11 protein-coding genes are annotated in these 12,996 nt (G+C 67.6%); 6 read left to right on the forward strand and 5 right to left on the reverse strand.

The window, feature by feature from the left end:
• Positions 1-1,232: LysR family transcriptional regulator (locus tag AC3WL7_RS01840; protein WP_492749122.1), on the reverse strand; the 1,232-nt coding region annotated here is incomplete at its 3' end.
• Positions 1,233-1,333: 101 nt separating this feature from the next.
• Here AC3WL7_RS01840 and AC3WL7_RS01845 point away from each other — a divergent pair.
• The 6 genes from AC3WL7_RS01845 (at position 1,334) to AC3WL7_RS01870 (ending at position 7,717) form a co-directional block, all read left to right on the forward strand.
• Positions 1,334-2,005 carry a 4-carboxy-4-hydroxy-2-oxoadipate aldolase/oxaloacetate decarboxylase gene (locus AC3WL7_RS01845; RefSeq protein ID WP_492749123.1) on the forward strand — a complete coding sequence of 224 codons (672 nt, stop codon included), beginning with the start codon at positions 1,334-1,336 and terminating at the stop codon, positions 2,003-2,005.
• A complete protein-coding gene (locus AC3WL7_RS01850; protein WP_492749124.1) occupies positions 1,998-3,053 on the forward strand; it encodes a 4-oxalomesaconate tautomerase in 1,056 nt (351 codons plus the stop codon). The genes AC3WL7_RS01845 and AC3WL7_RS01850 overlap by 8 nt, the downstream gene beginning before the upstream one ends.
• A gap of 43 nt (positions 3,054-3,096) precedes the next feature.
• Positions 3,097-4,410 (forward strand): C4-dicarboxylate transporter DctA, encoded by a 1,314-nt coding sequence (gene dctA / locus AC3WL7_RS01855; protein WP_108746629.1) that lies wholly within the window; start codon positions 3,097-3,099, stop codon positions 4,408-4,410.
• Positions 4,411-4,497: 87 nt separating this feature from the next.
• Positions 4,498-5,781 carry a carbohydrate porin gene (locus AC3WL7_RS01860; RefSeq protein WP_492749125.1) on the forward strand — a complete coding sequence of 428 codons (1,284 nt, stop codon included), beginning with the start codon at positions 4,498-4,500 and terminating at the stop codon, positions 5,779-5,781.
• A gap of 23 nt (positions 5,782-5,804) precedes the next feature.
• Positions 5,805-6,827 (forward strand): amidohydrolase family protein, encoded by a 1,023-nt coding sequence (locus tag AC3WL7_RS01865; RefSeq protein ID WP_492749126.1) that lies wholly within the window; start codon positions 5,805-5,807, stop codon positions 6,825-6,827.
• Positions 6,827-7,717, forward strand: a complete 891-nt coding sequence (locus AC3WL7_RS01870) for an amidohydrolase family protein (RefSeq protein WP_492749127.1) — start codon at positions 6,827-6,829, stop codon at positions 7,715-7,717. The genes AC3WL7_RS01865 and AC3WL7_RS01870 overlap by 1 nt, the downstream gene beginning before the upstream one ends.
• A 90-nt stretch (positions 7,718-7,807) precedes the next feature.
• Here the strand turns inward: AC3WL7_RS01870 and AC3WL7_RS01875 are convergent, their stop codons facing one another.
• The 4 genes from AC3WL7_RS01875 to AC3WL7_RS01890 are packed head-to-tail and all read right to left on the reverse strand — an operon-like array spanning position 7,808 to position 12,659.
• Positions 7,808-8,881, reverse strand: a complete 1,074-nt coding sequence (locus tag AC3WL7_RS01875; protein ID WP_079221787.1) for a protein-glutamate methylesterase/protein-glutamine glutaminase — start codon at positions 8,879-8,881, stop codon at positions 7,808-7,810.
• A complete protein-coding gene (cheD, locus tag AC3WL7_RS01880) occupies positions 8,878-9,474 on the reverse strand; it encodes a chemoreceptor glutamine deamidase CheD (protein WP_079221788.1) in 597 nt (198 codons plus the stop codon). Before cheD ends, AC3WL7_RS01875 begins: the two co-directional genes overlap by 4 nt.
• Complete coding sequence (locus tag AC3WL7_RS01885; RefSeq protein WP_492749128.1) at positions 9,471-10,325, reverse strand: CheR family methyltransferase; 855 nt, start codon at positions 10,323-10,325, stop codon at positions 9,471-9,473. The genes cheD and AC3WL7_RS01885 overlap by 4 nt, the downstream gene beginning before the upstream one ends.
• 48 nt (positions 10,326-10,373) lie before the next feature.
• Complete coding sequence (locus AC3WL7_RS01890; RefSeq protein WP_492749129.1) at positions 10,374-12,659, reverse strand: methyl-accepting chemotaxis protein; 2,286 nt, start codon at positions 12,657-12,659, stop codon at positions 10,374-10,376.
• Between the last annotated feature and the right edge of the window lie 337 nt (positions 12,660-12,996).

Genomic DNA, 12,996 nt, shown 5'->3' on the forward strand with positions numbered 1-12,996 from the left:
GGCCAGGCGTCCGGGCCGTCGTTGCTGCGCTCGGCGCAGACCTCGCGGAAGGTCTGCAGGAAGGCCTGCTGCGGTCGTGTAGGGTGCCAGTCGGCGCGGGTGGTCAGGCCGATGCGGCGGCGCAGGGCGCGGCCGGCCAGGCCCAGTTCGGCCAGCAGGCCGGCCTGGCGTTCGATCAGGAACTGGTCGCGTGACATCAGGGTCAGCCAGTCATCCTCCAGCAGCAGGCCGCGGGTGATCACCAGCGAGCCGCACTCGATGCGCAGCACCGGTGGCTCGTGGCCGTTGTCGCGGAACATCCGCTCCCAGCGTGCACGCACCGGCGCGCCGGTGGCCGGGATCACCCACGGATAGTCCAGCAGTTGCTCGAAACGCCACGGCAGCTGCGCGGCGAGGGGATGGTCCGCGCGGCCGACAATGACCGGGTCATCGTCGAACAGGCCTTCCTGCACCACGTCGGGCACCGCGCTGAGGTCGCGCATGGCGCCGACCAGCAGGTCCAAGCTGCCTTCGCGCAGATCGGACAGCAGCTCCGAAAACGGGCCTTCCACCACGTTCACCGTGGCGCCCGGCCAGGCGCGTGCGAACCGGGCCAGTGCCTGCGGCAGCAGCAATGCGCGCGCCAGCGGCATCACCCCGATGGCCAGGCGACCGCCGTGCTGGTCGCGGGTGGCGGCCAGTTCGTCCAGGCCGGTGGCCAGCTCGGAAAGCGCCAGTCGTACCCAGCGCAGCAGGCGGGTGGCGGCGGGCGTGGCCAGCAGGGCCTTGCCACGCCGCTGCAGCAGCGGCACTTCGATCACCGCTTCCAGTTCGCGCACCGCGCGGTGCATGGCCGGCTGCGAAACCCCGGCGCGTGCTGCCGCGAGCGTGAAGCTGCCCGCGCTGTCCACCGCGTTGAGGGCGCGCAGCTGGCTGAGTGTCAGCCGCCGTTCGATGGTTGCCAGTGCAGGCAGGCGCGCCGCACGCCGGGCCGCGCGTACGCCACGGGCGAGGTAAGCGAGGGCGCGTTCGATGCGCGGTGCAAGCAGGCGCGTCGCTTCGGTGGCGACCATGCCGCCGGGCTGGCGGTCGAACAGCGGCGCATCAAGCTGACGCTCCAGCCGTGCGATGGCCTGGGTGAGTGCGGGCTGGGACAGGTTGAGATGCGGTGCGGCCGCGCTGATGCCGCCGTGCGCGTGCACCGCCACCATCGCGTGCAGGTGTTTCAGGTTCAGCTCGGGCAGTCCATTCATGGCACAACTATAACCAGATTGAATGGGTGGGACGAAAAACGATCTTGAGGGGTCTGCATGGGGCGGAACAGACTGCGCCATCGCCAACGAAGGATGGATGGATGTCCCGCGTCATCACCCGCATCGAGCACGCCGAACCGGCGCTGATCCAGTCACTGGCCGAGGCCGGCGTGGCCACCGTGCATGAGGCCCAGGGTCGCAGCGGCCTGCTGCACCCGCGGCTGCGGCCGATCTACAGCGGCGCGCGTATCGCCGGCAGTGCGGTCACTGTGTCAGTGCCGCCGGGCGACAACTGGATGATGCATGTGGCCATCGAGCAGCTCGGCGAGGGCGACATCCTGGTGGTGGCACCGACCAGCGACTGCACCGATGGCTACTTCGGCGACCTGCTGGCGACCTCGGCGCAGGCCCGTGGCTGCCGTGGCCTGGTCATCGATGCGGCCGTGCGCGATGTGCGCGAGCTGACCGCGATGGGCTTCCCGGTGTGGAGCCGGGCGGTGCACGCGCAGGGCACGGTGAAGGAAACCCTGGGTTCGGTGAATGTGCCGCTGGTCTGCGGTGGCGCCTTGGTGAATGCGGGCGACGTGGTGATCGCCGACGATGACGGCGTCTGCATCGTGCCACGCGCCGATGCGGCACGGGTGGCCGCAGAAGCGCAGGCACGCGAGGCACGCGAGGCTGACAAGCGCGAGCGCCTGGCCCGTGGCGAGCTCGGCCTGGACATCTACGCCATGCGCGAGCGCCTTGCCGCCAAGGGCCTGCGCTATGAATAAGGGCGTGCGCGCGATGTGGATGCGCGGAGGCACGTCCAAGGGCGGGTTCTTCCTCGCCCAGGAGCTGCCGGCCGACGCAGCCGCGCGTGATGCCTTCCTGCTGCGCGCCTATGGTTCGCCGGACGTGCGGCAGATCGACGGCATGGGCGGCGGCGACCCGCTGACCTCAAAGGTCGCCGTGGTCGCGCCCTCGCAGCGCGAGGATGCCGACGTCGAGTACCTGTTCCTGCAGGTGTTCGTCGACCAGGCGCTGGTCAGTGATGCGCAGAACTGCGGCAACATGCTGGCCGGTGTGGGTCCGTTCGCGATCGAGCGCGGTCTGGTGGCGGCGCGCGATGGAGTGACCGAGGTCCGCATTTTCATGGCCAACACCGGCACCTTGGCCACGGCCAGCGTGCAGACACCGGGTGGCGTGGTGAGCTATGCCGGTGACGCGCGCATCGACGGGGTGCCGGGCAGCGCCGCGCCGGTACCGCTGGCCTTCGAGGACACCGCCGGTTCCAGCTGCGGCGCGCTGCTGCCGACGGGCAACGCGGTGGACGTGATTGAAGGCGTGCGGGCCACCCTGATCGACAACGGCATGCCCTGCGTGGTGCTGGGCGCGTATGACCTGGGCATCAGCGGGTACGAGGACCGCGCCACGCTGGATGCCGACGAGGCCTTGAAGGCACGCCTGGAGGCGATCCGCCTGCAGGCGGGGCCGAAGATGAACCTGGGCGATGTGGCGGAGAAGTCGGTGCCCAAGATGATGCTGGTGGCCGCACCGGCCGACGGCGGCGCGATCTGCGTGCGCTCGTTCATCCCGCATCGCTGCCATGCCTCCATCGGCGTGCTGGGTGCGGTGACGGTGGCCACGGCCTGCCTGCTGCCGGGCTCGCCGGCCCATGCACTGGCCCGGTTGCCGGGCGGGCAGGTACAGACCCTGGCGGTGGAGCACCCCAGCGGGGCCACCACCTGCGTGATCGAACTGGACGAGGACGGCCAGGTGGCCCGCGCGGCGATGCTGCGCACCGCACGGAAGCTGTTCGACGGCGAACTGTTCGACTGAACAGGCAGCGCCTTTCTATTCTCTGCGACCTGGGAGGGTTGTTATGACCGTGGTAGGGAAGCGGCCGGGCCGCTTTGGAATCTTTGGCCAGTTGTGGTTCCAGGTGCTGGCCGGCACCGTGATCGGTGTGCTGCTGGGCTGGCTGCAGCCGGACCTGGGTTCGGCCATGAAGCCGCTGGGTGATGGCTTCATCAAGCTGATCCGGATGATGATCGGGCCGATCATCTTCGTCACCGTGGTGCACGGCATCGCCGGCATGCGCGACATGCGCAGCGTGGGCCGGTTGGCGCTGAAGTCGCTGATCTACTTCGAGGTGATCACCATCCTCGCGTTGATCGTCGGCCTGGTGGCGGTGGATCTGTGGAAGCCTGGCGCCGGCATGAACATCGATGCGGCGACCATCGACATGGCCAGCATCCAGGGCTATGTGCACACCGCCCATGACCAGTCGATCGTGGCCTACATCATGGCCATCATCCCCAACACCCTGGTCAGTGCCTTCACCGAGGCGCACGTGCTGCAGGTGCTGTTCGTGGCCGTGCTGTTCGGCGTGGCCCTGGCCGCCGTCGGCGAGCGCGGCAAGCCGGTGATGGACGTCATCGAGAGCGCCTCCGGTGCGCTGTTCAAGATCATCGGCTACATCATGTACGTGGCGCCGATTGGTGCGTTTGGTGCCATCGCCTTCACCGTGGGCCAGTTCGGTGCCGCCTCGCTGCTGTCGCTGGGCGAGCTGATCATCGAGTTCTTTGTGGTCTGCGGGCTGTTCACCGTGCTGGTGCTGGGCACCGTGTGCTGGTGGACCGGTGCCAGCCTTTGGCGCCTGCTGGGCTACCTGCGCGACGAGATCATCATCGTTGCGGCCACCACCTCCACCGAAACGGTGCTGCCGCGCCTGATCGAGAAGATGAAGAAGCTGGGCTGCGAAGAGGGCGTCGTCGGCTTCGTGATTCCCGCCGGCTACTCGTTCAACCTGGATGGCACCTGCCTGTACCTGACCACGGTGGCGATCTTCCTGGCCCAGGCGACCAATACCGAACTGACCGTGTGGCACCAGCTGGGCCTGATCGCCGTGCTGCTGCTGACATCCAAGGGTGCTGCGGGCGTGGCCGGTGCGGCGTTCGTGGTGCTGGCGGCGACCCTCGGCACCACCGGCACCATCCCGGTGGCCAGCATCGCCTTGATCCTCGGTATCCACCGCATCCTGGCTGAAGGCCTGACCTTCGTAAACCTGATCGGCAATGCCATCGCCGTGCTGGTGATCGCCAAGTGGGAAGGCAAGCTGGATGAAAAGACCATGGCCGCGCAGATCGGCACTCGTCGAACCCGGCAACGCCTGCTCGGCGTGCAGCCCGCCTGAGGCAATGGGCTGAGTCCTGACGGCCACTGCGGTGGCCTCCATTGAATGCATCACCCTGGCGCCGGTGGCGCCGGGAAGGGAGAGAACATGTCGCAGTTCCTGCGTACCCCGCTGTACCTGCTGCTTGCCAGCGTTCTGGCAACGCCTGCTTTCGCCGCTGAGCGCAGCATCCCCGAGGGCATCGACCTGACCCTGGACCTGGTCGACAACGTGGCCCACAACCCGGTGGGCGGTGTCGAACAGGGCACCGAAGGCTCGTACTGGGTGATGGCCCAGTCGAAGTTCGACCTGGACAAACTCTTCGGCGTGCACGGCACTGACGTGGATGCGCAGTGGGCGTGGTTCGCCGGGCGCAACCTGGCGCGCGAGAAGATCGGCAACTCGATCAGTGCGCAGCAGACCTGGCGACCGGTGGCTGGCGGCCGCCTGACCCGGCTGACCCTTCGTCACCGCTTTGACAACGGCCTGAGCATCACTGCCGGTCGTGCGCCGGTGAACAGCTACTTCAACAACTCGCCGCTCAACTGCGTGTTCATGAGCAACGCGATGTGCCTGACGCCCTACGGTGCGATCACTGACCTGGGCATCACCGCCTACCCGAATTCGTCCTGGGCCGGCATCGTACGCTACGACGTCGATGACCGCTGGTACGCGCAGGCGGGCGTGTTCGACTACAACAACGAGCTGAACAAAGCCGGCAAGAACGGCCTGGACTTTTCGGTGGGTGAGGGCACCGGCACCATCAGCGCCTACGAAGTGGGGTACCAGACCAGCTTTGCCAACGACCGCCTGCCGCGCACCTACCGCGTCGGCATGTACCGCAACAGCGATGGTGGCAAGAGTTCGTACTTCGATGCCAACGGCAACTCGGCAGCGCTGACCGGCAAGCCGACGGCCGTGCAGGACGGCGCGCGCCTGGGTGTGTACGCGATGGGCGACCAGACCGTCTGGCGCGGCGAGGGCAAGCGCAACCTGGCCGCGTTCGGCCGTGTCTACGTCAACACCGGCAACGAGGCGCCGGTCGATCATTTCGTGTCGGTGGGTTTCGTCAAGACCGGCACCTTCGCCAGCCGCGACCAGGACACCCTGGCGATGTTCGTCTCCAACACGCATTTCAGCGACGAACAGATCGGTTTCCTGCGGGACCGCCGCAGCCGTTACGGCGGCACCGGCGCGCCGCATGCCGACGAGATCATCACCGAGCTCAGCTACGGCTGGGCGCTGAAGAAGGGTGTCCGCCTGATGCCGAACCTGCAGTACGTCATCAACCCCGACCCGATCTATGCGCCCACCCGCACCACCAACATCCCCGACGCGCTGATTGTCGGCCTGCGCGTGGATGTGCATTTCGCCCAGCTGTTCGGCTGGTGATCCATCGTTCCAGGAGATCCCCCATGATCATCGACTGCCACGGCCACTACACCACGGCCCCCGCCGGCCACGATGCGTTCCGCAAGGCGCAGGTGGCCCACTTCAACGACCGCTCGCTGCCAGCGGCGGTCTATCCCGCGATCAGCGACGACGAACTGCGCGACAGCGTGGAGGCCAACCAGCTGCGCCTGCTGCGTGAGCGTGGCGCGGACATGACCATCTTCTCGCCGCGTGCCAGCACCATGGCCCACCATATCGGCGACGAGCAGGTGAGCGCCGAATGGACGCGCCATTGCAACGACCTGATCGCGCGCGTGGTGCAGCTGTACCCGGATCAGTTCATTGGCGTGTGCCAGCTGCCGCAGTCGCCAGGCGTGCCGATTGCGCATTCCGTGGCCGAGCTGGAGCGCTGCGTGAACGAGCTTGGCGTCGTCGGCTGCAACCTCAACCCCGATCCGTCCGGCGGCCACTGGGATGGCCTGCCGTTGACCGATCGTTCCTGGTACCCGTTCTTCGAGAAGATGGTGGAACTGGACGTGCCGGCCATGGTGCACGTATCGGGCAGCTGCAATGCCAACTTCCACGCCACCGGCGCGCACTACCTGAACGCCGATACCACCGCTTTCATGCAGTTCCTGCAGGGCGATCTGTTCCGTGACTTCCCCGAGCTGCGCTTCATCATCCCGCATGGCGGTGGCGCGGTGCCTTACCATTGGGGGCGCTTCCGGGGCCTGGCGGACATGCTGGGCAAGCCGCCGCTGGCCGAGCATGTGATGAAGAACGTCTACTTCGATACCTGCGTGTACCACCAGCCCGGCATCGACCTGCTGTTCGAGGTGATCGACATCGACAACATCCTGTTCGGTTCGGAAATGGTGGGCGCGGTGCGTGGCATCGACCCGCAGACCGGCCACTTCTTCGATGACACCCGTCGCTACGTGGATGCGCTGGCATTGTCCGAGGGCGACCGCTACAAGGTATTCGAAGGCAATGCGCGGCGGGTCTACCCGCGGCTGGATGCACAGCTGAAGGCGAGGGGGCTGTGATGGTCGCGTTCCAGAAGGATGCCGACTGGCTGGACTACTGCGCGAACCCCAGCCGCCCGACGTTCGTGCCGCCGCCGGGCGCGGTGGACGCGCACTGCCATGTGTTCGGTCCGGGCGATGTGTTCCCGTACGCACCCGAGCGCAAGTACACGCCCTGCGACGCGGGCAAGGCGCAGCTGTTCGCGCTGCGCGACTCTCTCGGGTTCAGCCGCAACGTGATCGTGCAGGCGACGTGCCACGGTGCGGACAACCGTGCCCTGGTTGACGCGCTGCAGGCCAGCGGTGGCCTGGCCCGTGGCGTGGCCACAGTGCGCGATACGGTCAGCGACGAGGAGCTGCAGCAGCTGCATGCAGCGGGCGTGCGTGGTGTGCGTTTCAATTTCGTGCGCCGGCTGGCCGATCCCAAGCCGGATGCCTACTACCACGCGATCATCGACCGCATTGGGCCGTTGGGCTGGCACGTGGTGGTGTACTTCGAGGCCGCCGATCTGGCCGAGCGCTGGACGTTCTTTACTTCACTGCCGACCACGGTGGTGGTCGACCACATGGGCCGGCCGGACGTGAGCCAGCCGGTGGATGGGCCGGAATTCCAGCGTTTCGTGCAGCTGATGGCCGAGCACGGCAACGTGTGGAGCAAGGTCAGCTGCCCGGAGCGGCTGTCGCGGGTGGGGCCGCCGGGGTATGCCGATGTGGTGCCGTTCGCGCGGCATCTGGTGGAACGCTTCCCGGACCGTGTGCTGTGGGGCACCGATTGGCCGCACCCGAACATGAAGGAACACATGCCTGATGATGGGCACCTGGTGGATGTGATTCCGCACATTGCGCCGACATTGGAGCTGCAGCAGAAGCTGCTCGTGGAAAACCCGATGCGGTTGTATTGGGGTTCGTGAGGCGCTGTGGGTGCCGGCCAGCGGCCGGCACTCCCCTTTGCTGCAGACAGGTTGGTAGTGCCGGCCGCTGGCCGGCAAACCCCGATGCAATCAGCCGCGTGCCAGTGCCAGCAGTCGCTCGGCAATCCGTTCCAGCGGTACCTGCTCTTCGGCCGCGCCCAGCTTGAACGCGGAACCGGGCATGCCCCAGACCACGCTGGTCGCTTCGTCCTGCACCAGGGTCGGTGCGCCGGCCTGGCGCATCTCCAGCAGGCCGCGTGCGCCGTCGTCACCCATGCCGGTGAGGATGGCGCCGATGGCATTGCCACCGGCGGCCTGCGCCACTGAGCGGAACAGCACGTCCACCGCCGGCTTGTGCCGGTTCACCGCCGGGCCGTCGTCGACACGGCAACGCCAGCGCGCACCGTCGCGGATGATGCGCAGGTGCTTGCCGCCCGGGGGCAGGTAGGCATGGCCGGGCAGCACGGCTTCGCCATCGCTGGCTTCGCGTACCGCCATGGCCGAGTGGCGGTCCAGGCGTTCTGCGAAGGCCGTGCTGAAGCTGGCCGGCAGGTGCTGGGTCATCACCACGGCCGGGGCATCGGCAGGCAGGCCTTCCAGCACCACGCGCAGCGCTTCGGTGCCGCCGGCCGACGAGCCGATGGCAATCAGCCGGTCGGTGGTGCGGAACTGCGGCGCAGCCGGGCGCACCGCGGGCGCGGTATCGAGGATGAGCTTGGGCGTGGCGGCGCGCATCAGCGGGCGCACGCGCGAGCGCGCGGCCATCTTCACCTTGGCGATGATTTCATCGGCGTAGCCCTGCAGCCCACGGGCCACGTCGAGCTTGGGCTTGGAGACGAAGTCGACCGCGCCCAGGGCCAGCGCCTGCAGGGTGGTGTCGGCGCCGCGCTCGGTCAGCGAGGAAATCATCACCACCGGCAGCGGATGCAGGCGCATCAGGTTTTCCAGGAACGCGAGGCCGTCCATGCGCGGCATTTCCACGTCCAGGGTGATCACGTCCGGCGCCAGGCGCTTGATTTTCTCGCGCGCCAGCAGCGGGTCGGCGGCGGTGCCGACCACATCGATGCCCGGGTCGCTGGACAGGATCTCGGTGAGCATCTGCCGTACGACGGCGGAGTCGTCGACGATCAGGACCCGGCAGGGGGCGTTGCCGGGCAGGGTCATTCGAACAGCTCCACGCCACCGGTAACCGGGGCCTTGGACAGGCGTGCACGCACGGCCGATTCGGTCGCGGCCACTTCGGCTTCATGGGCATGCGGCAGGCGCTGCACCACCACGCGGCCGGTATCGGCGAAGAACCAGATCTTGCGCGGGTGGATGCCGCACAGGTCCTCGGCGATGATCGGGATGTGCTCGGCCTGCAGGTACTGGCGCACGAACTCGGCGTTGCGGGTGCCCACCGGGTTGCTGGTGAAGCCCTTGAGCACGTTGGCGCCGCCGAACACCTTCGCTTCGATGCGCTTGCGGTGTGCACCGCGCTTGAGCATGTCGTTGATCAGCAGTTCCATCGCATAGCTGCCATAGCGCGCAGGTGCGCCGTCGCCGGCATTGCCTTCGGGCAGCAGGAAGTGGTTCATGCCGCCGATCTTCAGCACCGGGTCGCGCAGGCAGGCCGCCACGCAGGAGCCCAGCGTGGTGGTCAGCGCGGTGGTGTCATCGACCACCAGATACTGGGTCGGCAGCAGCTTGGCAGCGACGGTCTTGAAGCGCGCGTCCTGGTAGCGCATCACATCGTCGGTACGCAGCGAGGCATTCATGCGCCGGCCCCCTGTGCGCGGCGGTACAGGGTACGGCCGCAGGGCTGGATCAGGTCGGCCGCGTGCAGGTAGTTTTCCGAATGGCCGGTGTAGAGCAGGCCGTCTTCGTTGAGGTGCTGCACGAGGCGGCCGAGGATGGCGCGCTGGGTCGGCTTGTCGAAGTAGATCATGACGTTGCGGCAGAACAGCGCGTCGAACGGACCGCCGACGTCGTAGCGCGGGGCCAGCAGGTTGAGCGGGCGGAAGTCGATCAGCTCGCGCAGCGCGGGCAGCACCCGGCACTGGCCTTCGTTGGGGCCGCTGCCCCGCTGGAAGTAGCGACGGCGCAGGTCCGGGTCGAGGTTGGTGACGCGGTCGATGTTGTAGACACCGCGGCTGGCGGTGGCCAGGACCTGGGTATCCACGTCGGTGGCGACGATGCGCACCGGCGGCTTCAGGGTACCGAACGCCTCGCAGGCCGTGATGGCCATGGAGTAGGGCTCCTCACCGGTGGAGGCGGCGCACGACCACAGCAGCAGCGGGCTGCGGGTGGAGCGCTGCTGCAGTTCCTCGCGCAGCTTGTCGAAGTGGTGCGGTTCGCGGAAGAACGAGGTGAGGTTGGTCGTCAGCGCGTTGGTGAACGCCTGCCACTCATCGCCACCGTCCTGCTCCAGATGGTCCAGATACTGCTGGAAGCTGCGCATGCCCAGCGTGCGCAGGCGGCGCGACAGGCGGCCGTACACCATGTCGCGCTTTGCCGGCGCAAGGGCGATGCCCACGCGCTGGTAGATCAGGTCGCAGACACGGCGGAAATCACGGTCGGCGAACTCGAATTCGCGGGGGCCGGTGACGATGGGGGTAGTACTTTGCACGGGGGACGTGTCCATCGGCGAGGGTGGCGGCCGCAGCCGCCACCGGGATCAGAATTCCTGCCAGTCGCCGTCGCTGGGGGCGACGAAGCTGGAGCTGGAGGACGGACTGGAACCGGGGCGTCGGGCCGGCGACGGCGACGCCACCGGCTGCGCACGGCGCGCGGCCACGGCGGGTGCCGGCTCGATGCGGGCGGTGACGGCCTTCACTGCGGCAGCCACCTGGTTGTCGAGGCGGAAGATCGCCACGGCCTCGCCCAGCTGCGCGGCCTGGTCTTCCATCGCACGGGCGGCAGCGGTGGCTTCCTCCACCAGCGCAGCGTTCTGCTGGGTGGTTTCGTCCATCTGCACGACGGTCTGGTTGACCTGCTCGATGCCCGCGCTCTGTTCCTGCGAGGCGGCGGAAATCTCGGCCATGATGTCGGTGACGCGCTGCACCGAGGCGACGATCTCGCCCATGGTGCTGCCCGCCTGGTGCACCAGGCTGGAGCCTTCGGCGACCTTGCCGACCGAGTCGTCGATCAGGCCCTTGATTTCCTTTGCGGCAGCCGCCGAGCGCTGGGCGAGGGTGCGGACCTCGCTGGCGACCACGGCGAAGCCACGGCCCTGCTCACCGGCACGCGCGGCTTCTACCGCGGCATTCAATGCCAGGATGTTGGTCTGGAAGGCGATGCCGTCGATGACGCTGATGATCTCGGCGATCTTCTTCGACGAGGCTTCGATGGCGGACATGGTGGTCACCACCTGGCCGACCACTTCGCCACCCTGCGAGGCGACGCCCTGCGCGCCGATGGCCAGCTGGTTGGCCTGGCGGGCGTGTTCGGCGTTCTGGCGCACGGTGGAGGTCAATTCCTCCATCGAGGCGGCGGTTTCTTCCAGGTTGGCGGCCTGCTGCTCGGTACGGCGCGACAGGTCGCTGTTGCCCGAGGCGATCTCGCCGGCTGCCAGGGTGATGCTGGAGGCGCTGGCCTGGATCTGGCCGACGATCTGGGTCAGCTGGCTGACGGTGCTGTTGGCATCGTCACGCATGCGCGCGAACACGCCCTGGTAGTCGCCCTGCATGCGCGTGGTCAGGTCGCCTTCGGCGATGGCCGAGAGCAGCTGCGAGAGCTTGCCGAGGTTGTCATCGCTGACCGCCATCATGGCGTTGAGGTTTTCCAGCATCAGGCGGAAATCGTGATCGAAGCGCTGCGCGTCGCCGCGGCGGCTGAAATCGCCGGCGGCAGCGGCGCTGGCCAGCTGCTTGATCTCGGCGTTGATGCGGCCAAGGTTGGCCTTGACCGTATCCACGGCGGTGGTCATGGCGGCCTTCTCGCCCGGGTAACGGGCGACGTCGCGGCTGAGGTCGCCGACGGCGTACTGCTTCACCACGTCCAGCACGTCGTGCAGGGTCTGCACGTGGCTGCCGACCAGGGTGTTGGTTTCCTGCACCATCAGGCCGTACTCGCCCGGGAAGGCGCTGGCATCGATGCGGTAGCTCAGTTCACCGGCATCGTGGCGGCGGGCCATTTCACGCTGGCCGCTGATGACCGCATGCAGCTGCTGCTGCATGCCTGACATGGCGTCCAGCAGGCGACCGGTTTCGTCATGCGGCTGGGGGCCGATGTGGCTGTCGAGCTTGCCCTTGGCGATGCCCTCGGCAACGGCGGTGGCCTGCTTCAGCGGGCCGGCGATGCGGTTGCCGATGATCCAGCTCAGGCCGAGCACGATCAGCACCAGCGCGCCGCCGGCCAGGGTCATCACGCCGGTGAAGGCCCAGGCTTCATGCTGCACGTCGTCCATGTAGACGCCGGTGGTGACCACCCACTGCCACGGTGCGTACATGCCGGCGTAGGTGACCTTGTCGATCAGGCCTTCGCTGCCGGGCTTGCCGGTTCTGTAGTAGGTGAAGCCGCCGCCGATGCGTGCCATGCCGACCTGCAGGTAGTAGATCGGCACGCCGTCATCGGAGGTGTATTCCTTCTGCACGGTGCCGACGCGCTTGGGTGCGAAGGGGTGCATCAGCACGCGGTACTGGGTGTCCAGCACGTTGTAGTAATCGGCATCGTTGTTGGCGCGCATCACTTCCAGCGCCTGCAGGGCGGAGGCCTTGGCGGCGTCTTCGCTGAGTTCGCCGCTGGCGGCCAGGCGCTTGTAGTGGTCGAGGACGCCGTAGGTGAGTTCGACCTGGGTCTTCAGGGCGTCCTTGCGGGTCTTGGTCAGGTCCAGGTACTGCATGCGGGCGGCGATCACCGACAGCGCGATCACGCCGATCGCGATGAGCAGCGTCAGCAGGTTGAGCTTGCGCCGGACGGAGAGGTTGCTGAAGTAGTGTTGCCAGCGATGCAGGAGGTTCATGAAGCGGACCAGGTCGAGACGGGCGGGCGGCGCCAGTACCGGTCAGGGCGCGACAGGCCGTGACAGAACGGTTATCGGCCGGGGGCGGGGAGATTTGAGGGTCACGCGCTGTGCGTATTCAGGGTTCCTTGCAGCGGCGGCTGCGGCGCTGCCTGCGGCAGGCTTTTGAGCCAAGGCAACAGCAACAGCAACAGCAACAGCAACAGCGGTCTGTCGGCGTTTCGTTACATCGAGGGAGGCGGGTCGGGGTGGGCAGGCAGGACACGCCGTAAACCCTTCCATGGGGGCTCGATGGCGCCATCCATGGCGCCAACGGTCCTGCCTGCCCACCCCGGCC

Source organism: Stenotrophomonas sp. FW305-3-2-15-E-LB1 (genome assembly GCF_058787375.1).